This window comes from Blastococcus sp. TF02A-30, assembly GCF_003319185.1.
In the GTDB taxonomy this organism is placed as follows: domain Bacteria; phylum Actinomycetota; class Actinomycetes; order Mycobacteriales; family Geodermatophilaceae; genus Blastococcus.
Genome location: NZ_QOHJ01000003.1, coordinates 473499 through 493397, shown reverse-complemented (window position 1 = coordinate 493397; position 19899 = coordinate 473499). Strand labels below are relative to the sequence as shown.

Below are 19899 nucleotides of genomic sequence, written 5' to 3'. Positions count from 1 at the left end.
CCCAGCGAGTCAGCACGCCGCAAGGCCCTCCCGGCCTGGCTCCACGAGTACAACCATCACCGACCCCACACCGCGACCGGACGTCAGCCACCCATCACCCGCTTGACCAACCTGTCCGGTCAGTACAGCTAGCCGCGCAGGGCCAGCTGCGCCAGCAGCGCCCGAGCCTGCTCGGCCTGGGCGGGGTTGCACATCACGTCGTAGTGCCCGGCCACGATCTGGCTGGTGCTGGTGAAGTCGCGGCGGCCTCGGGTGGCCGCGTAGCCGGTCCAGCCGAAGATCGCCCCGAACACCAGGCCGATCAGCAGGCCGGAGAGCACCGAGCCGATCCAGCCCGCGCCGTCGACGGCGAAGATGCCGAGCAGCAAGCCGACGAACAGCCCCCACCAGGCACCGCCGGCGGCACCGGCGGCGATCGCCCGGCCGGTGGTCAGCCGGCCGAGGACCCGCTCGACCTGCTTGAGGTCGGTGCCGATGATCGTCACGTTCTCGACGGGGAACTTCTGGTCGGACAAGTAGTCGACCGCGGCCTGCGCGCGCTCGTAGCTGTCGTAGGACCCCACCTGGACGCCGCCCAGCGGCATCGACACCGACGCTGACATGCCCGGCAACCTACCCGCGCCGGCGCGTCCTTCACACCAGGCTGTCGGCCCAGGCCCGGTGCAGACCGGCGAACCGGCCGGTGCCCGCGACCAGCTCGGCGGGGGAGCCGTCCTCGACGATCCGGCCGCCCTCCATGACCAGGACCCGGTCGGCGATCTCCACCGTGGACAGCCGGTGGGCGATGATCAGCGCGGTCCGGTCGGCGAGCAGGGTGCGCAGCGCGTGCTGCACCAGCCGCTCGCTGGGCACGTCGAGCGAGCTGGTGGCCTCGTCGAGGATCAGCACCGCGGGATCGGCGAGGAACGCCCGCGCGAAGCTGACCAGCTGCCGCTGCCCGGCCGACAGCCGCCCGCCGCGCTTGGCGACGTCGGTGTCGTAGCCCTCGGGCAGCGCGGCGATGAACCCGTGCGCGCCGATCGCCCGGGCCGCGCCCTCGACCTGCGCGCGGGAGGCGCCGGGCCGGCCGAAGGCGATGTTGTCGGCGATCGAGCCGGAGAACAGGAAGCTCTCCTGGGTGACCATCACGACCGCCCGCCGCAGGTCCTCGTCGGCCAGCCGGTCCAGCGGCACGCCGTCGAGGCGCACCTCGCCCGCGAGCGGGTCGTAGAACCGGGCGGCCAGCCGGGCCAGGGTGGACTTGCCCGCGCCGGTCGCGCCGACGAGGGCCACGGTCTGCCCGGCGGGCACCGTGAGCGAGAGGTCGGGGAGCACGGTGCTGGCGGTGTAGCCGAACCGGACGCCGTCGAACACCAGCTCGCCGGCGGCCGCGGGCAGCGGGACCGGATCGGCGGGCTCGGGCACCGTCGGCCGCTCCTCGAGCACCCCGGAGAGCTTCTCCAGCGCCGCCGTAGCCGACTGGTAGCTGTTGTAGAACATCGCGACGTCCTGCAGCGGGTCGAAGAACCGGCGCAGGTAGAGCAGGAAGGACACCAGCGTGCCGACGGCGAGTGCGCCGTCGAGGACCCGCAGCGCGCCGATGCCCAGCACGGCGACGGTGACCAGGTTGCCGATCAGCGTCACCGCCGGCACGAAGACGGCGATCAGCCAGAACGCGCGGTCGTGCGCCTGCCGGTTGTCCTCGTTCAGCGCGGCGTGCAGCTGGTCGTTGCGCGGCTCGCGGCGGAACGCCTGCACCGCCCGGATGCCGCCGAAGGTCTCGGTGAACTGCACGATGAGCGCGGCGATCGTCTCGCGGGTGCGCCGGTAGGCGGCGGTGGAGTTGCGCTGGAACCAGCGGGCGACGAGGTAGAGCGGCGGGAAGCCGAGCAGCGCGACCAGGCCCAGCGGCGGGTCGAGCACCACCAGGACGATCCCGATGGTGAGCACGCTGAACAGCGCGGTGACCAGGTTGTCCAGGCCCTCGTCGAGCAGCTCGGCCAGGGCCTCGACGTCGCTGGTCAGCCGGCTGATGGTCTTGCCCGAGGTGTAGCGCTCGTGGAACGACAGCGGCAGCGCCTGCACGTGCCGGAACACCCGCCTGCGCAGCGTCAGCAGCACCGCCTGGCCGACCCGGCCGGACCGGGTGAGGAAGACGAACCGCAGCCCGGTGTCGAGCGCCGCGGCCGCCAGCATCGCGGTGGTGATCCACACCAGCGGCCAGGGATTCCCGTCGACCAGCGCCGGGACGGCGACGTCGATGCCGACGCCGATGAGCAGCGGGCCGGCCAGCCAGGCGGCGTTCTGGACGACGATCGTCGCCAGCAGCCACCACAGCGACCGCCGGTGCGGCCGGAGCAGTTCGCCGAGCAGCCGCCGCGAGCGGGCGCGGAGGAAGATCCCGGCGCCGGCGGGCAGATCGGCGGACTCCTCGGTGGCGACCCCGCGCCAGGACCGGTCCTGCGGAGCCTGGTCGGGCGCGCTCACGGCGTCGTCTCCAGCAGCTCGCTCTCCTGCGCCAGCAGGTCGCGGTACTCCGGCACGGAGGCCAGCAGCTCGCTGTGCGTGCCCACCGCCGCGATCCGCCCGCCGGCCAGCAGGGCCACCCGGTCGGCCAGCAGGACGGTCGAGGGCCGGTGCGCCACCACCAGCGCGGTGGTGTCGGCCAGCACGTCGCGCAGCGCGCGCTCGACCAGCGCCTCGGTGTGCACGTCGAGGGCCGAGAGCGGGTCGTCGAGCACCAGCACCGACGGGCGGCCCAGCACCGCGCGGGCCAGCGCCAGCCGCTGCCGCTGGCCGCCGGACAGCGACAGGCCCTGCTCGCCGATGCGGGTGTCCAGGCCCCACGGCAGGTCGTGCACGAACTCCGCCTGCGCGACCCGCAGCGCCTCGGCGACGTCGTCGTCGGTGGCGTCGGGGCGGCCGAGCGCGAGGTTCTCGCGCACGCTCATCGAGAACAGCGTGGCGTCCTCGAAGGCGGTGGCCACGACGCTGCGCAGCTGGGCCAGCGGCAGGTCGCGGACGTCGACGCCGTCGAGGGTGACCCGCCCCGAGGTCACGTCGTGCAGCCGGCCGACCAGCGCGGTGAGCGTCGTCTTCCCCGAGCCGGTGGCCCCGACCAGCGCCACGGTCTCGCCCGGCTCGACGGTCAGCTCGACGCCGTCCAGCACCGCCGTCCCGGAGCCGGGGTGGGTGAACCCGACGCCCTCGAAGCGCAGCCGGGCGGGGGAGCCGATCGCCGCCGGGGTGACGCCCGGCCGGTCGGTGACGGTGACGGGCTCGTCGAGCAGCTCGCCGATGCGGTCGCAGGCGCTGGCGGTCTCCTGGGCGAAGGCGAACAGGAAGCCCAGGGACAGGATCGGCCACAGCAGCACGGTGAACAGGGCGACGAAGGCGACCAGCCCGCCGACGGTCAGGGCGCCGCTGCTCACGGCGAACGCGCCGCCCACCAGGATCACGGCGAGGGTCACCTGCGGGTGCAGTTCGAAGACGCACCACAGCAGGGCCAGCGTGCGCACCTTGCCCAGCTCCAGCCGGCGCAGCTGCCGGGCCTTGGCGTCGTAGCGGTCGAAGACCAGGCCGCTGCGGCCCAGCGACTTGACCACGCGGATGCCCTGCACGGCCTCCTCGACGTCGGTGGCCAGCTCGCCCTGCTGGTCCTGCACCTGGCGGGACTGGACGTTGTAGCGGCGCTCCCAGCGCAGCCCGAGGACGGTCAGCGGGACGGTCGTCAGCAGCACCGCCACGCCCAGCGGCCAGTACGTGACGAGCAGCAGCACCAGGACGACGACGCAGGTGATCAGGTTGACCGCCAGGAAGACCGCGGCGAAGCCGACGAACCGGCGGACGGTGGACATGTCGCTCGTCGCGCGGGAGAGCAGCTGGCCCGAGGCCCACCGGTCGTGGAAGGCCACCGGCAGCCGCTGCAGCCGCTGGTACAGCGCGTCGCGCAGGTCGCGCTCGATCCGCAGGCAGCTGCGGTTCATCGCCCAGCGGCGCACGAAGAACAGCGCCGCCTCGGCGACGCCGAACAGCAGCGCCAGGCCCAGCAGCGGCACCAGCGCGCCGCGGTCGCCGTCGGCGATCGGGCCGTCGACGACCGCCGCGGTGATCAGCGGGACGGCGAGCTGGGCGAGGGTGGCCAGGAGCGCCGCGGTGAAGGTGAGCACCACGAGCCCGCGGTACGGGCGGGTGTAGGGCCACAGGCGCAGGAGGGCGGAGAGCCGGCCCCGGTCATCGGCGGGCGCGGTGCGCGGGGCGTCGTCCATGGCAGGTCGAGGCTAGGTGCCGGTACTGACATCGGCGAACGACTTTCAGCGGTTGCGGCGGACCCCGAAGACGATGTCCTCCCACGCGGGGATGCGCGCCCGCGGGTCGTCGGAGTCGGGGTCCTCCCCGGTCCGGCCGAGGACGACGGTGTCGTGGTCGGCGACCTCGTCGAGCAGCGCCGCCATCGCGGAGTCCTGCTCCGGTGAGCCGCTGGCCGGGTGCACGTCGACGACGACCTCGGTGTCGGCCTCCGCCGGCGCGGGCTCGGCCGGCCGGGCCGGCTCGCGGACGACGGCGACCGGCCGGTTCGCCGGCGCCGGCGGGGGACCGGCCGGGACGTCGGGGACGACGCGGACCAGGCGGGTGCCCTCGGCGAAGTCGGTCGTCGCGGCGTCCAGCGGGGTGACCGTGCGGGAGGGCAGGTCGAAGGCCCAGCGCGCGACGCCGGACTTCTCGCCCGCCCGCCACGCGCCGGTGACCACCCAGGTGCTGGTCTCGCGGTAGGCGTCCCAGCGGACGGCGTCGACGTCGGTGTCGATCAGCCGCAGCCGCTCGCCCATGAACTGCTGCAGGGTGCTGCCCGGGGCGCCCTCGGAGAGCCGGACCCGCGCCTCGCGGGCCTGCTCGGCGACCCGCTCCCGCTCCTGCAGCACCGGGTGGGCGAACCGCATGATCCGCTCGACGCGGGTGCCGGAGGAGGCCGCGACCTGCTCGGGGGTCTCGCCGGACCGGATCCGGGACTGGATGACCCGCGGCGGCAGCTCGGTGCCGTTGTCGACGTCGATCTGGGTGAGCCGGCGCGCGTCGCCGCGGGCGGCCGCCCGGACCCGGTCGTCGATCGGCAGCTCGAACTTCTGCTCGCCGTCCTCGCCGTCGAGCGCCAGGACCAGCTTCGTGCCGTCGTCGGAGAGGGCCACGAGGCGCAGCGCGCGCATGGCGTCCTCCTTGTGGCTCGGGGCGGTCCGGCTCCGGGAGAGAGACGGGAGACCGAGGCTATCGGCGGGCCGCGATCCCGTCCCGGAAGCGCCCCGGCGTGGCGTGCAGCCCGGGCCCCCGCGCGGGGGGTGCGTCGGCGGCCGTCGCACGCCGATGACAGCGGGGACACGTGGGCGCAACACGCGCGCGCGACCGTGGCGGGAGGTCCCGCCGCGCACGAGAGCCGAGGAGGTGCGATGGCCGTCCCGACCACCCGGACCCAGCCCGCCGCGCCCGCGCGGCTCGACGGGGACCCGCTGGGCGCGCTGCGCCCGGTCCTCGAGGAGATCGCCGGTGCCGCCGGTGCCTGGTGCCCCGCCCTGTCGCCCGAGGGCGACCGGGTCGCGTACGTGACCGACCGCTCGGGCATCCCGCGGCTGGAGGTGGCCCCGCTGGACGGCCGGTCGCTGCCGGCCGTGGTGTCGCTGCCCGAGCAGGAGGTCGTCTCGGTCGCCTGGTCGCCCGACGGCGGCCGACTGGCCTACCTGGTCAGCCCGGGCGGCTCCATCTGCGCCGAGCTCCACGTCGTGCGCCCCGACGGGACCGGCCACCGGCTGCTGGCCGGCGCCGACCCGCGGGTCACGGTCTTCGCCGGCGGCTGGACCGGCCCGGGCAGCTACGTCTGCTCGATCGCACCCGGGGACGGCCCGGACGCCGACGTCGTCCTCGTCGACGTCGGGACGGGGGAGTGCCGGACCCTCGCCTCCGGCGGCTTCCTCTCGGTGACCGCGGTGTCGGCCGACGGCCGGTCCGTGCTGGCCCGCCGCGGGCCGCGGGGCTACCGGCACGTCGTGCTGGTCGACGTCGGCACCGGCCGGCAGCAGCGGGTGCTCGACGAGGACGCACCCGGCGGGGTCGCCTCCGAGGACGGGCGGTTCGCCGTCGACGGCGGATCGGTGTTCCTGCGCGCGTCGCTGCCGGGCCCGCCGTTCGCCGACCGCGCCGGCCTGGTCCAGGTGCCGCTGGGCCCCACCGGGACCTCCGGTCGCGGGCGGACGGTGCTCGCCCGGGCTGACGCCGACCTCGACGGCTACGCGTTGCTCGGCGACGGCACCGTGCTCGCCGTCTGGAACGCCGACGGCGCCACCGAGCTCTCGCTGCACGCGCTGTCCGACGGCGCCCTCGTCCGGCGGGTGCCGCTGCCGGACGCCGTCATGCCCGGGTGGTCGCTGTCCGCGGACGGGACGACCGTCGTCGCCGAGCTGACCGGCCCCTGCACCCCGCGCGCGCTGTGGCGGATCGACCTGACCGGCCGGTGCCGCCCGTCCCGGCTGGCCGGTGCGCCCGCCCGACCGAGCGCCCGGCGCATGGCCACGCCGGTGCTGCACCGCTGGACCGCGCCCGACGGCATGCCGTTGTCCGGGTGGCTCTACGCACCGGCCGGCGTCCGCACGCCCAACCGCACCGTGGTCAGCTTCCACGGCGGCCCCGAGGGCCAGGAGCGGCCGGGCTACTCCCCGCTGACGCAGAGCCTGGTCGCGGCCGGCTTCACCGTCTTCGCCCCGAACGTGCGCGGCTCCGGCGGCTTCGGCCGCGCCTTCACGACCGCCGACGACGGACCGGCGCGCGAGGCCTCCTTCGAGGACGTGCGCACCACGGTCGACGAACTGGTGACCGCCGGCATCGCCGCGCCGGGGCGGATCGGCGTGCACGGGTGGTCCTACGGCGGCTACCTGGCGCTGGTCGCGCTCACCCGCTGGCCGGAGCTGTTCGCCGCCGGGGCGACCCTCGCCGGCATGAGCGACCTCCGGACCTTCTTCGCCGGGACGGAGCCGTGGATGGCCGCGGCGTCGGTGACCGAGTACGGCGACCCGGTGACCGACCGGGAGATGCTCGCCGCGCTCTCGCCGATGACGGCGCTGGACCGCGTGACCGCGCCGGTGCTGCTGTGCCACGGGGACCGTGACACCAACGTCCCGGTGGCCGAGTCGGTGCAGGCGCACCAGGAGCTGCAGGCGCACGGCGCCCGGTCCGACCTGCTCCTCCTCCCGGGTGAGGGGCACACGGTCGTGGGACGCGCGCACGTCGTGGAGCTGGCCGGACGGGTCGCCGCCTGGTTCGATCGCTGGTTGTGAGCGGCGAGCTCTTCGCCGGCTACCCCTGCGCCCCCGCCGACGAGGCGGTCGCCCCGGACGGCCGGCTCCGGAAGTCCTGGGTGCCGCTGGGCGCTGCCCTGGACCGGCTGGGCGCACCGGCCCTGGCGGCGGCCGCGGCCGAGCTGGCCGGACGCCGCCGGGCGCGGGGGGTCGCGCTCGGCACCTGGACCGACGGCCGGCTGCACCGGCACCCGCTCCACCTCGACGCCCTGCCGCGCCCCCTGCCCGCCGTCGAGTGGCGGTTGCTGGCGGCCGGCGTCGAGCAGCGGCACCGCGCGCTGAACGCGTTCCTCGCCGACGCCTACCGGGCCGCCGGGCGGCGACGGGGGGACCGCGACCGGGAGCCGGGCATCGTCCGGGCCGGGGTCCTGCCCGAGTGGGCGGTCGCGCACAACCCGGCCCGCGACCCCGGCGCGGTCGGCCTCGCCTGGCCCGGCCAGCCGCGGGCCGCGCTGGCCGCGGTCGACCTGGTGCGCACCGACGACGGCGGCTGGGTGGTGACCGGCGACGACCTGCGCGTCCCCGCCGGCCTCGGGTTCGCCCTGGCCGACCGCGCCGACCTGCGCGCCGTCGTCCCCGAGCTGTTCGCCGCCGTCGGACCGGCCGACCCCGCCGACGCGGTGCCGCTGCTGCACGCAGGCCTGGCGGCCGCGGCGCCGCCGGCCGCGCCCGGCGCGCCGCGGATCGCCGTCCTGACGGCGGGCGAACCCGACGCGGCGGAGCACGAGCACGCCCTGCTGGCCGAGGCGCTCGACGCGCCGCTGGTGCACCCCGGCGACCTCTGGCCGCGCACCGACGGGGGCCTGGAGGCCGCGATCGGAGGCGAGCGGCTACCGGTCGACGTCCTCTACCGCCGGCTCGACGACGCCGCCCTCGGCGCGTACCGCACCCCGGTCGGGGTGCCGCTCGGCGTGCTGCTGGCCGAGGCGGTGCGGGCCGGGCGGCTCGGCCTGGCCAACGTGCCCGGCAACGCGCTGGCCGACGACGCCGCCACCTTCGCGCTGGTCCCGGCGATGATCGCGCACTACCTCGACGAGGAGCCGCTGCTGCCGTCGCGGAGCACCTGGGTGCTGGCCGACCCCGAGCAGCTGGCCGCCGTCCGCGACCGGCTGGACCGGCTCGTGGTCGAGGAGGTCGCCGGCTACGGCGGCCGGGGCGCCGTCGACGGGCGCACCTGCTCGGCAGCCGACCTCGACCGGCTGCGGGCCGAGGTGTCCGCCGCGCCGCACCGGTTCGTGGCGCGGGAACCGCTCACCCCGGCCACCGTGCCGGTGCTCGCCGAGGGCGGGCCGCAGCCGCGGCCGGCCACGCTGCGCGTCTTCTCGGTCGCCGTCGAGGGGGCCCGGGCGGTGCCGGCGCCGTGGTCGCGGGTGGACCTCGGCGGCCCGGTCCCGGCCGGCCAGGACACCTGGCTGCTGGCCTGAGGCGGATCAGGCCAGCAGGGTGCTGATCACCACGGTCGTGCCCTCGGGGCTGGGCGTGGCGGTGACGTCGGCGAACGCGCTCATCAACGTCGATCCGCGGCCGCGGTCCATGCTCGGCACCCGCTCGCGCCACTGCCCGAAGTCCCGGACGGTGATCCGCACCCGCCCGTCGGTCACCGCGACGGCGACGTCGACGTAGGGCTCCGTGGGGTCCTGCGCGTGCTCCACGGCGTTGCTCACCGCCTCGCAGGCCGCCAGCAGCAGGTCGTAGGCCTGGTCGGGACCGACCTCGGCGGCGTCCAGCACCGCCCGCAACCTGCGGCGGGCGACCGGGATCGAGGAGACCTCCGACGGCAGCCGCCACCGGGCGACGTCGTGACCGGGGTCGGGCGTGGGCTGCTCGTGCGGGGCACGCGGGAACGGCGCCGTCGTCACCGGGGGAGCCGGCGGCGGGCCCGGCGGCGGAACCGGTGACGGAGCCGGGTCGGCGGCCGCGGGGATCCGGCCGGTGCCGCGCTCCAGCACGGCCCGGACGCGGGCGAGCAGCTCGGCGGCGCGGAACGGCTTGGCGAGGTAGTCGTCGGCGCCGGCCTCGAGCCCCTCGACCGAGGCCTCCTGGCCGGCGCGGGCGGTCAGCATGACCACCGGGACGCCGCGGGTCGCCGGATCCGCGCGCAGCGCGCGGAGCAGCTCGAAGCCGTCGACGCGCGGCATCATCACATCGGTCAGCACCAGGTCCGGGACCTGCTCGGCGACCGCGGCGAGCGCCTCCTCGCCGTTGGCCGTGGACCGCACCGTCCAGTACGGCGTGAGCAGCCGGGTGAGGTAGGCCCGCATGTCCGCGTTGTCGTCGACCACCAGGACCAGGCCGGCCCGACCCCCGGCGGCGGGCCGCTCGGTGTCGTGCTCCCAGCCCGCGGCCTCGCCGTGCGCGGCCTCGGAGGGGGAGACGGTGGCCGGGGCCTCCGCGTCGGGGCCGCCGTAGGGCAGCTCCACGGTGAACGTGCTGCCGCGCCCCGGCTCGCTGGTCACCGACACAGTGCCGCCGTGCAGCGCGGCCAGCTCCTGGACGAGGGCCAGCCCGATGCCGGTGCCCTCGCGGGTCCGGGCCGCGGCCCCGCTGACCCGGTGGAAGCGCTCGAACAGGTGCGGCAGCTCCTCGGCCACGATGCCGACGCCGGTGTCCCGGACCACCAGCGAGAAGGTGTCGGTCCCGCCGCGCAGCGCGACGTCGATGCCGCCCACGAACGTGTACTTCACCGCGTTGGCCAGCAGGTTGACGACGACCTTCTCCCACATCCGCGGGTCGACGTGGGCGGGCCGGCCCAGCGGTGGGCAGTCGACGGTCAGCCGCAGGCCGGCCCGCGCGGTGGCCGAGCGGAAGATGCCGGCCAGCTCCGCGGTGAAGGCGGCGACGTCGGTCTCCACCCGCACCGGCGTGGCCCGGCCGGCCTCGATGCTGGCGAAGTCGAGCAGGTCGTCGACCAGGCGCCGGAGGCGGCGGCCGTTGCGCACGGCCAGCTCCAGCTGCTCCCGGACGTCCGGGGGGAGCGGGTGGGCGGCGTCGTCCAGGACGTCGCCCAGGGGTCCGAGCAGCAGCGTCAGCGGGGTGCGCAGCTCGTGGCTGACGTCGGAGAAGAACGTCGTCTTGGCTCGGTCGAGCTCGGCCAGGCCCTCCGCGCGCAGCCGCTCGGTCTCGAAGGCCCGCGCGTTCACCACGGCGCCGGCGAACTGGCCGGCCAGCAGCTCGTGGAAGGTGCGGTAGTCGGCGTCCAGCGCGCGGTTCGGGCTGATCCCGGCCAGCAGCAGGCCGACCGGCTCGCCCTCGCGGCCGGCGGACAGCGGCAGCACCACGGCGCGGGTGACCGGATCGCCCCACGGGCCACCGGCCAGCCCGAGGCGCGCGACGTCCGTGGGCAGCTCCGCGGCGGTGGCCACGGCGGGCAGGGCGTCCTCGGGGCAGCCGAGGACGGCCACCCGCTCGTACGGGCCCCCGCCGGGGGAGGAGAGGTAGACGGCGGCGAAGGGCACGTCGAGCGGGTCGGCGGCCAGCGCCGCGCACATCGCGGTGGCGGTGGCCCGTTCCTCGCCCAGCTGACCGCCGGCGGTCGCCAGGTCGTGCAGCAGGCTCTGCCGGCGTGCCGCCAGCACCTCGCCGGTGACCTCGGTGCAGACCGCGTGCATGCCGGCGACCCGGTCGGCGTCGTCGAACGCGGGGGCGTGCGAGACGGTGAAGTAGGTCTCCTCGCGGTACCCGGCGCGCTCCAGGAGGAGCAGCAGCTCCGGCAGCCAGGAGGCCTCCAGGGTGGCCATCGCGTGCTCGATCGGCGGGCCGAGGGCGTCCCAGCCCTCGGCCAGCGTCTGCCGGATGTCCTCGCCGATCGCCGGGTGCTTCGCGCCGATCAGCGGGGCGTATGCGTCGTTGTAGAACTGCAGGTGCTCCGGTCCCCAGGTGAGCACCATCGGGAACCGGGACACCAGGACGGTGCGGACGGCGTAGCGCAGGCTGGCCGGCCAGGTCTCCACCGGCCCGACCGGCGTGCTCGCCCAGTCGTGGGCAGCCATGATCCGGCCGGCCTCGCCGCCCGCGGCGAACAGCGCGCCGAGGTCGGGTCCCGAGGTGCCGGCCCGCTGCCCGAGGTCCTCGTTCAGAGACGCTCCACCACGTGGTCGATGCAGGCGGTGAGCGCCGAGACGTCGTCGGGGTCCACCGAGGGGAACATGCCCACCCGCAGCTGGTTGCGGCCCAGCTTCCGGTAGGGCTCGACGTCGACGACGCCGTTGGCCCGCAGCACCTCGGCGACGGCGGCGGCGTCCACCGAGTCGGCGAAGTCGACGGTGCCCACGACCAGCGAGCGCTCGTCGGGGTTCGCCACGAACGGCGTCGCGTACTGCGACTTCTCCGCCCAGCCGTAGAGCCGGCCGGAGGACTCGCGGGTGCGGTCGACGGCGCCCGAGAGCCCGCCGAGGCCCAGCAGCCACTGGATCTGGTCGGCGAGCAGGAAGAGGGTCGCCACCGCTGGGGTGTTGTAGGTCTGGTCCTTGCCCGAGTTGTCGACCGCGATGGACAGGTCCAGGAAGCCGGGGATCCAGCGGCCCGAGGCCTTGATCTCGGCCACCCGCTGCAGCGCGTCGGCCGACATGAGAGCGATCCACAGGCCGCCGTCGCCACCGAAGTTCTTCTGCGGCGCGAAGTAGTAGACGTCGGTCTGCGAGACGTCGACGGGCAGGCCGCCGGCGGCGCTGGTGGCGTCGATGAGGACGAGCGCGTCCTCCGTGCCCGACGGGCGCGCGACCGGGGCCATGACGCCGGTGGAGGTCTCGTTGTGCGCCCACGCGTACGCGTCGACGCCCTCGGTGGCGGTGGGCAGCGCCAGGGTGCCCGGCTCGGCCTTCGTGATCACCGGGTCGCCGAGGAAGGGGGCCTCCTTGGCGCCCGAGGCGAACTTGGCGGAGAACTCGCCGTAGGTGCCGAAGGCCGCGCGGTCGCGGATGAGCCCGAACAGGGCGGCGTCCCAGAACGCCGTCGTCCCGCCGTTGCCGAGCACGACCTCGTAGCCGTCGGGCAGGTCGAACAGCTGGGTGAGCCCCTCGCGGACCTGGCCCACCAGCTTCTTGACCGGCGCCTGGCGGTGGGAGGTGCCCATGACGGCGGCGCCGTCGCTGGCCAGCGCCCGCAGCGCCTCGGGGCGCACCTTGGACGGGCCGCACCCGAACCGGCCGTCGGCGGGCAGGAGCTCGGCGGGGATCTGGATGCTCATCCGGGACGTGCCTCTCGCGGTGCTGACGGGCGGCGGAGCCGCCCCGCCACCCGGAGGTGGCGAGGCGGCGGGGTGCTGCTTCAGGAAGGGGAGGTGGTGGCCTTCGTGGTGATGGTGTCCCAGCCCTCGACGTCCTCGGGCTTGCGCGGGTCGGGACCGATGTAGCGCGCCGACGGGCGGACCAGGCGGCCGGTGTTCTTCTGCTCGAGGATGTGCGCGCACCAGCCGGCGGTGCGGGCGCAGGTGAACATCGAGGTGAACATGTGGCTGGGCACCTCGGCGAAGTCGAGGACGATCGCCGCCCAGAACTCCACGTTGGTCTCGACCGGGCGGTCGGGACGCCGCTCGCGGAGCTCCTTGAGGGCGGCGTTCTCCAGGGCGAGGGCGGCCTCGAAGCGCGGGGCGCCGAGCTCCTCGGCCGAGCGGCGGAGCACGCGGGCGCGGGGGTCCTCGGCCCGGTAGACCCGGTGGCCGAAGCCCATGAGCCGTTCCTTGCGGTCGAGCAGGTCCTTCACGTACTTCTCGGCGTCGCCGGTCTTCTCGACCTCGTCGAGCATGTGCAGCACGCGCGAGGGGGCGCCACCGTGCAGCGGGCCGGACATGGCGCCGATGGCGCCCGACAGCGAGGCGGCGACGTCGGCACCGGTGGAGGCGATCACGCGGGCGGTGAACGTGGAGGCGTTCATCCCGTGCTCGGCCGCGGAGGTCCAGTAGGCGTCGACGGCGGCGACGTGGCGGGGGTCGGGCTCGCCGCGCCAGCGGATCATGAAGCGCTCGACGATGGTGGACGCCTCGTCGACCCGCTTCTGCGGCACCGCGGGGATGCCGATGCCGCGGGCGGACTGCGCGACGTAGGACAGCGCCATGACGGCGGCGCGGGCCAGCTCCTCGCGCGCCTCCTCGGCGTCGATGTCGAGCAGCGGGCGGTAGCCCCAGATCGGGGTGAGCATCGCCAGCGCGGCCTGCACGTCGACGCGGACGTCGCCGGTGTGCACCGGGATCGGGAACGGCTCGGCCGGGGGCAGGCCGGGGCCGAACTTGCCGTCGACCAGCAGCGCCCACACGTTGCCGAACGTGACCTTGCCGACCAGGTCCTCGATGTCGACGCCGCGGTAGCGCAGGGCGCCGCCGTCCTTGTCGGGTTCGGCGATCTCCGTCTCGAAGGCGATGACGCCTTCCAGGCCGGGTACGAAGTCGTCGGCCATCTCGCATGCTCCTCTGCGCGCGGGACCCGGGCCTCGCGGGTCGCGCGCGGCACGGGATTGCCTGACGACCCTAGGCCGTGGAGACGCGCCGAGCGAAAGCGGGGCGTCGCTGAGCGGGCCCTCCCGCGCCCGTCCGGGCCGGCGGTGCCAGCATGGCGGCGTGCCCGACCTCTCCCGCATGCGCAACGACTACACGCTGGGGCAGCTGAGCGAGGCCGACCTCGCGCCCACCTGGGTCGAGCAGTTCGACCGCTGGTTCGCCGACGTCGTCGCCGCGGAGGTGCCCGAGCCGAACGCCGTCGTCGTCGCCACCGCCGACGCCGACGGCGCGCCGGACGCCCGCATCGTGCTGATGAAGGGGTACGACGCCGACGGCATCGTCTTCGGCACCAGCTACGCCTCGGCCAAGGGCGCCCAGCTGGCCGTCAACCCGCGGGCGGCGCTGGTCTTCCCCTGGCACGCGCTGCAGCGACAGGTGCGGGTCACCGGCCGGGTCGAGCGGATCGGCGCCGGCGCCTCCGACGCGCTGTGGGATCCCCGGCCGCGCGAGGCCCAGCTGGCGGCGGTGGCATCGATCCAGTCGACGGTCGTGGACTCGCGGGACGAGCTCGTCGCCCGGGTGCGCGCGCTCGACGAGGCGACGCCGGGGGAGAAGGTGCCGCGGCCGGAGGTGTGGGGCGGCTACCGCGTCGTGCCGGGGACCGTGGAGTTCTGGCAGGGCGGGGCGGGGCGGCTGCACGACCGGCTGCGGTTCGTGCGCGACGAGGAGGAAGGCGGCGGCTGGATCGTCCAGCGCCTGGCTCCGTGAAAGAGGACCCTGCTGCCCCCCAGACCTCGCAAGCTCGGCCCGGGCCCCTGCAGCAGGGCCACCCGCGCCGGTCCTGGGCGATCGACACCACCCCGCTGCGCAACCCCGCCTACCGGCGGCTGTTCTGGGGCGTCGCCGCCACCATGCTCGGCCAGCAGATGACGCTGGTCGCCGTCCCGTACCAGGTCTACGACCTGACCGGGTCGTCGCTGCTGGTCGGCGTCACCTCGATCGTGGCGCTCGTGCCGCTGATCGTGTTCGGCCTGCTGGGCGGGGCGATCGCCGACGCGATGGACCGGCGCCGGCTGATGCTGATCACCTCGGTCGGGGCCGCCGTCACCAGCGCGCTGCTGGCCCTGCAGGCGCTGCTGCCCGGGGGCGGCAACCTGGTCCTGCTGTGGATCCTGACCGCCTGCGTCTCCGGCTTCGCGGCGGTGAACCAGCCGACCCGCAGCGCCGTCATCCCGGCGATCGTCGGCGCCGAGGGGGTGCCCGCGGCCAACGCGCTGTCGATGACGGTGCGGCAGGCGGGGGTGATCGTCGGCCCGCTGCTGGCCGGCGTCCTCATCGGCGCGGGTGAGCTGTTCCTGGCCTACCTCGTCGACGCCCTCGGTTTCCTCGCCGCCGCCGTCCTGCTCCGCGGGCTGCCGTCGCTGCCGCCCGGCCGGGACGCCGGGCCGCTGCGGCTGGGCGCCGCGGTGCGCGGGGTGGGCGAGGGGTTCGCCTTCCTGCGCACCCAGCCGGTGCTGCTCATGACCTTCGTCGTCGACATCGTCGCCATGGCCTTCGCCTGGCCGCAGGCGGTGTTCCCGGAGCTGTCCGAGACCCGGTTCGACGGCTCGTCCAACGCGCTCGGCTGGCTGTTCGCCGGGGTCTCCATCGGGGCGCTGGTCAGCGGGCTGACCTCGGGCTGGGTCTCGCGGGTCGACCGGCAGGGCGCGGTCGTGCTCGGGGCGATCGCGGTGTGGGGCGTGGCCATCATCGGCTTCGGGTTCGCGCCGTCGCTGTGGCTGGCCGTGCTCTGCCTGGCGGTGGCCGGGGCGGGCGACATGGTGAGCGCGGTGCTGCGCTCCTCGATGCTGCAGCTGGCCGCGCCCGAGGAGATGCGCGGCCGGATGCAGGGCGTGTTCATCGTCGTGGTCGCGGGCGGGCCGCGGCTGGGCGACCTCCGCGCCGGAGCCCTGGCCAGCGCCGCGTCGGTCACGGTGGCGATGACCACCGGGGGCGTCGTCGTGGTCCTGGCGATGGCCGTCGTCGCGCTCGTCGTCCCGTCGTTCTGGCTCTTCCGCGCCTCCCGCTCGCACGCGTGACCGGCATCCGCATCCGACCGCTGGCGACACGCGCTGGCGTGGCCGCTGCGGCACCTCGCGGTGCGGCTCGACGACCTCGGGTCGGGCGGGGTGTCGTCGAGGCGGGACACCCCCGTGGACCCGTGCTGATCACCGCCCTCGCTCAGACCAGCGCCCGCGCAACCACCTGCAGGTCGGCGACCAGGGCGGCGTAGGCGGCGTCGCGCACCTCGTCGGGTGTCCGCAGGATCGCCGACGGGTGCGTCGTGGCCAGCACCCAGACCTGCGCGGGGGCTGCCTCGTCCGGCTCGTCGTCGTCCGCCTCGTCGGCCACCGGGGGAGCGGGCAGCCCCGGCGGCGTCCACGGCAGCAGCTGCCCGCGGTCCTTGGTGATCCGGAACGAGGGGGAGATCAGCGCCTTCGCGGCCGTGGCCCCGAGGCAGACCACCACCTCGGGCTGCAGGACGGCGAGCTCGGCCTCGAGCCACGGCAGGCAGGCGCGCAGGTGCTCGGTCCCCGGCGTCTGGTGGATGCGCCGCTTGCCCTTGGGCGTGAACCGGAAGTGCTTCACCGCGTTGGTGACGTAGGCGTCCCGGCGGTCGATCCCTGCGTCGTCCAGCGCCTTGTCCAGCAGCCGGCCGGCGGGCCCGACGAACGGCTCGCCCTGCCGGTCCTCCTGGTCGCCGGGCTGCTCGCCGACGAACACCACGCGGGCGGTCGGCGGCCCCTCGCCGAACACCGTCTGGGTGGCCGGCTCCCACAGCTCGCAGGCCCGGCAGCCGGCCGCCGCCGTCCGCAGCCCGTCCAGGCCCACCCCATGCGGCGGCTGCGCCACGCCGTTGCGCTCGCTCATGGACCGATGACACCGCAGGTCGGCGCCCGGCGCGAGGTCGCCCGACCGATACGGTCGGTGCACAGGCAGCGACGACGGCAGGAGGACCGGTGCTCGAGTTCGACGGGCTCCACAAGAGCTTCGGCGACGTGAGGGTGCTGGAGGGCGTCGGCTTCACCGTCGCCCCCGGCTCGATGTTCGGGTTCTGCGGGTCCAACGGGGCCGGCAAGACCACGACGATGCGGATCGCCATGGGCCTGGTGCGCCCCGACGCCGGCGAGGTGCGCTGGCAGGGGCGGCCGCTCGACCAGGCGACCCGGGTCCGCATCGGCTACATGCCGGAGGAGCGCGGCCTCTACCCGAAGATGAAGGTCGGCGAGCAGATCACCTACTTCGCCCGCCTGCACGGCCTGGACGCCGCGGCCGCGGCCAGGGCCTCCGACGAGTGGGTCGAGCGGCTGGGCCTGGCCGCCCGGCGCGGGGACCAGGTCGAGAAGCTGTCGCTGGGCAACCAGCAGCGCGTGCAGCTGGCCGCCGCTCTGGTCAGCCGGCCCGAGGTGCTGATCCTCGACGAGCCGTTCTCCGGCCTGGACCCCGTCGGCGTCGACTCGCTCGCCGACGCGCTGCTGGCCCAGGTGCGCGAGGGCGTCCCGGTCGTCTTCTCCAGCCACCAGCTCGACCTGGTCGAGCGGCTGTGCGACTCCGTGGGGATCCTGGCCCGCGGCCGCATGGTCGCCACCGGCACCGTCGAGGAGCTGCGCCGCCGGGAGGCAGGCCGGCTGCTGCGGGTGGTCGTGCCCGACGCCCCGTCGGGCTGGGCGGGCACGCTGCCCGGCGTGCGCGTGGTCTCGGAGTCCGCCGGCGACACCCTGCTCGACCTCACCGGCGGCGGGGACGACCAGGCCGTGCTCGCGGCCGGCCTGCGCACCGGCCGGGTCACCCACTTCGCCTGGCAGCAGCCCACCCTCGTCGAGCTGTTCCGCGAGGCCGTCGCCACCCCGACCCCGCAGGAGGTGGCGGCGTGAGCCGGCGCACCGGTCCCGGCAGCGCGGCCCTGATCCGCCTGGTCGCGGTGCGGGAGATCGCCGCCCGAATCCGCGACAAGAACTTCATCATCAGCTCCGCGGTCATCCTGGTGCTGATCCTCGGCAGCCTCGGCCTGCAGGTCGCCCTCAACTCCGGCGGCGAGGAGAGCCGCATCGGGGTCGTGGACGGACCGGCCGGCATCGAGCAGGCGCTGGAGCAGCAGGGTGAGGCGCTGGACGTCGACGTCACGGTCGGGGAGGTGGCCGACCGGTCGGCCGCCGAGCGGGCCGTCACCGACGGGGACGTCGACGGCGTGCTCGTCGCCGGCGCGGACCCCGAGCTGCTGGTCGAGCAGTCCGCGGGCGGGTCGCTCGAGGCGCTGGTCCGGGGTGCGGTGACGCAGCTGGCGCTGACCGAGCAGCTGACCGAGGCGGGGGTCACCGCGCTCGACGTCCCGGACGTCGCCGTCACGCCGCTCGACCCGGACGCCGACGCCGACACCCAGCGGGTCGTCGTCGCGCTCATCGGGGCGGCGCTGCTCTACGGCCTGCTCATCCTCTTCGGCCAGTTCGTGGCCCAGGGCGTGGTGGAGGAGAAGGCCAGCCGGGTGGTCGAGCTGCTGCTGGCCACGATGCGCCCCTGGCAGCTGCTCGCCGGCAAGATCATCGGCCTCGGCGTCCTGGGGTTCGCGCAGGTCGTGCTCATCGCCGTGGTCGGCGTCGCGGGGGCGATCGCGTTCGACGTCGTCGACGTCCCGGGCGAGGTCATCGGCACCGCGGTCTCGGTCGTGCTGTGGTTCGTGCTGGCGTACGCGTTCTACGCGGCCGTCTTCGCGGTCGCGGGGTCGCTGGTGAGCCGGCAGGAGGACCTCGGCACGGTGGTCATGCCGACGACCATGGCGCTGGTCGTGGCCCTGCTGTTCGGCGTGCAGGCGGCCGGTGACCCCGACGGCACGCTCGCCACCGTCACCTCCTTCGTGCCGGGTCTCTCGCCGCTGGTCATGCCGGTGCGGCAGGCCGCTGGCGAGGTGGCCGCGTGGGAGGTCGGGCTGTCGGCGGTGCTGATGCTGGCCGCGATCGTGGCCATCGTCCGCGTGGGCGGCCGGATCTACGCCGGCGCGCTGCTGCGCACCGGTGGCAAGACCAAGCTGCGGGAGGCCCTGCGCGCCGAGCGCGTGTAACCCGGTTGGCCGCCGTGGCGCCCGGGTAGCCGGGCGCCATGGCGATGCAGCTGGGCTACACGATGATGACCGAGCAGGCCGGGCCGAAGGACCTGGTCCGGCACGTGGTCGGCGCCGAGGAGGTCGGCTTCGACTTCGCGGTGAGCAGCGACCACTACTTCCCGTGGCTGGACGAGATGGGCCACTCGCCCAACGCGTGGGTCACCCTCGGCGCCGCGGCGCAGGCCACGAGCCGCATCCCGCTGATGACCTACGTGACCTGCCCGAGCTTCCGCTACCACCCGGCGGTCGTGGCGCAGCAGGCGGCGACGCTGCAGATCGTCTCCGACGGCCGGTTCACCCTCGGCCTGGGCGCGGGGGAGAACCTCAACGAGCACGTCGTCGGTGCAGGGTGGCCGCCGGCCGACGTGCGCCACGAGATGGTGGTCGAGGCGCTGCAGATCATCCGCTCGCTGTTCGACGGCGACGGGTACACGAACTTCCGCGGGGACCACTTCGACGTCGAGTCGGCCAAGCTCTGGGACCTCCCGGAGAAGCGGGTGCCGATCGGCTTCGCCGCCGGGGGCACGCAGGCGGCCACCATCGCCGGCGAGCTGGCCGACGTCCTGGTCGCCACCGATCCGGAGCGCGAGCTGGTCGAGCAGTTCGAGTCCGCGGGCGGGGCGGGCAAGCCGAAGGTCGCCCAGATGCCGATCAGCTTCGGCACCGACAAGGCGGCCGCCGTCACCCGGGCGCACCAGCTGTTCCGCTGGTTCGGCCTCGGGTGGAAGGTCAACGCCGAGCTGCCAGGGACCAGCGCCTTCGACTCGGCCGCCTCGTTCGTCCGCGAGGAGGACGTCGAGAGCTCGATCCCGTGCGGGGACGACGTCGAGGCGGTCCTCGAGGGGGCCAAGGAGTACGCCGACGCGGGCTTCACCCACCTGGCCCTCGTGCAGATCGGCGGGGACCAGCAGGACCCGTACCTGGAGTGGGTCCGGGAGCGGCTGATGCCGGCCTGGCGCGAGGCGTTCGGCAGCTGACCCGGGGCGGCACCTCCCCTTGGGGTGAGGTGCCCC

The 19899-nt window shown here is 75.3% G+C and carries 15 protein-coding genes and 3 pseudogenes; 8 read left to right on the top strand and 10 right to left on the bottom strand.

Going from position 1 to position 19899, the window contains the following annotated elements; translation table 11 throughout:
- Positions 1–132: integrase core domain-containing protein (locus tag DQ241_RS09605; protein WP_147252355.1), on the top strand; the 132-nt coding region annotated here is incomplete at its 5' end.
- Here the strand turns inward: DQ241_RS09605 and DQ241_RS09600 are convergent.
- The 4 genes from DQ241_RS09600 to sepH are packed head-to-tail and all read right to left on the bottom strand — an operon-like array spanning position 129 to position 5183.
- Positions 129–602 carry a general stress protein gene (locus DQ241_RS09600; RefSeq protein WP_113829923.1) on the bottom strand — a complete coding sequence of 158 codons (474 nt, stop codon included), beginning with the start codon at positions 600–602 and terminating at the stop codon, positions 129–131. The genes DQ241_RS09605 and DQ241_RS09600 overlap by 4 nt on opposite strands.
- 31 nt (positions 603–633) lie before the next feature.
- Positions 634–2466 carry an ABC transporter ATP-binding protein gene (locus DQ241_RS09595; protein WP_113829922.1) on the bottom strand — a complete coding sequence of 611 codons (1833 nt, stop codon included), beginning with the start codon at positions 2464–2466 and terminating at the stop codon, positions 634–636.
- On the bottom strand, positions 2463–4247 hold the full coding sequence (locus DQ241_RS09590; RefSeq protein WP_113829921.1) for an ABC transporter ATP-binding protein: 1785 nt from the start codon (positions 4245–4247) through the stop codon (positions 2463–2465). The genes DQ241_RS09595 and DQ241_RS09590 overlap by 4 nt, the downstream gene beginning before the upstream one ends.
- A gap of 45 nt (positions 4248–4292) precedes the next feature.
- A complete protein-coding gene (sepH, locus tag DQ241_RS09585) occupies positions 4293–5183 on the bottom strand; it encodes a septation protein SepH (RefSeq protein ID WP_113829920.1) in 891 nt (296 codons plus the stop codon).
- Positions 5184–5420: 237 nt separating this feature from the next.
- Between sepH and DQ241_RS09580 the strand changes: the two genes are divergently transcribed.
- Both DQ241_RS09580 and DQ241_RS09575 read left to right on the top strand, forming a co-directional pair.
- The gene (locus DQ241_RS09580; RefSeq protein ID WP_113829919.1) at positions 5421–7298 is read left to right on the top strand and encodes a S9 family peptidase; all 1878 of its coding nucleotides are present in this window, start codon (positions 5421–5423) and stop codon (positions 7296–7298) included.
- Positions 7295–8743: a circularly permuted type 2 ATP-grasp protein gene (locus DQ241_RS09575; RefSeq protein WP_113829918.1), complete on the top strand. Its 1449-nt coding sequence runs from the start codon at positions 7295–7297 to the stop codon at positions 8741–8743. Before DQ241_RS09580 ends, DQ241_RS09575 begins: the two co-directional genes overlap by 4 nt.
- A 6-nt stretch (positions 8744–8749) precedes the next feature.
- On the opposite strand, the pseudogene DQ241_RS21460 reads toward DQ241_RS09575, so the two are convergent.
- The 5 genes and pseudogenes from DQ241_RS21460 to DQ241_RS09560 all read right to left on the bottom strand — a co-directional run.
- Positions 8750–9037, bottom strand: a pseudogene (locus DQ241_RS21460) (ATP-binding protein); the annotation flags it as partial.
- 219 nt (positions 9038–9256) lie between these two features.
- Positions 9257–9547 (bottom strand): annotated as a pseudogene (locus tag DQ241_RS21455) (response regulator transcription factor); the annotation flags it as partial.
- A 237-nt stretch (positions 9548–9784) separates the two neighbouring features.
- Positions 9785–10807, bottom strand: a pseudogene (locus DQ241_RS21450) (sensor histidine kinase); the annotation flags it as partial.
- Between the two features lie 584 nt (positions 10808–11391).
- Entirely contained in the window at positions 11392–12504 is a 1113-nt protein-coding gene (gene serC, locus DQ241_RS09565; protein ID WP_113829916.1) for a phosphoserine transaminase, read from the bottom strand.
- Positions 12505–12584: 80 nt separating this feature from the next.
- Entirely contained in the window at positions 12585–13709 is a 1125-nt protein-coding gene (locus tag DQ241_RS09560; protein ID WP_113829915.1) for a citrate synthase 2, read from the bottom strand.
- Between the two features lie 160 nt (positions 13710–13869).
- On the opposite strand from DQ241_RS09560, the gene pdxH reads away from it, so the two are divergent.
- Positions 13870–14517, top strand: a complete 648-nt coding sequence (gene pdxH, locus DQ241_RS09555; RefSeq protein ID WP_199584241.1) for a pyridoxamine 5'-phosphate oxidase — start codon at positions 13870–13872, stop codon at positions 14515–14517.
- Positions 14514–15827: an MFS transporter gene (locus DQ241_RS09550; RefSeq protein WP_113829914.1), complete on the top strand. Its 1314-nt coding sequence runs from the start codon at positions 14514–14516 to the stop codon at positions 15825–15827. Before pdxH ends, DQ241_RS09550 begins: the two co-directional genes overlap by 4 nt.
- Before the next feature lie 142 nt (positions 15828–15969).
- Here DQ241_RS09550 and DQ241_RS09545 read toward each other — a convergent pair whose 3' ends face one another.
- Positions 15970–16659 (bottom strand): UdgX family uracil-DNA binding protein, encoded by a 690-nt coding sequence (locus DQ241_RS09545; RefSeq protein WP_113829913.1) that lies wholly within the window; start codon positions 16657–16659, stop codon positions 15970–15972.
- Positions 16660–16748: 89 nt separating this feature from the next.
- Here DQ241_RS09545 and DQ241_RS09540 point away from each other — a divergent pair, with 89 nt between their 5' ends.
- Genes DQ241_RS09540 through DQ241_RS09530 form a run of 3 tightly spaced genes read left to right on the top strand, consistent with a single transcriptional unit; the run spans position 16749 to position 19863 of the window.
- Positions 16749–17663, top strand: a complete 915-nt coding sequence (locus DQ241_RS09540) for an ABC transporter ATP-binding protein (protein WP_113829912.1) — start codon at positions 16749–16751, stop codon at positions 17661–17663.
- A complete protein-coding gene (locus DQ241_RS09535; RefSeq protein ID WP_113829911.1) occupies positions 17660–18844 on the top strand; it encodes an ABC transporter permease in 1185 nt (394 codons plus the stop codon). The genes DQ241_RS09540 and DQ241_RS09535 overlap by 4 nt, the downstream gene beginning before the upstream one ends.
- A 38-nt stretch (positions 18845–18882) precedes the next feature.
- Positions 18883–19863, top strand: a complete 981-nt coding sequence (locus tag DQ241_RS09530) for a TIGR03557 family F420-dependent LLM class oxidoreductase (RefSeq protein WP_113829910.1) — start codon at positions 18883–18885, stop codon at positions 19861–19863.
- The last annotated feature ends 36 nt before the right edge of the window (positions 19864–19899 follow it).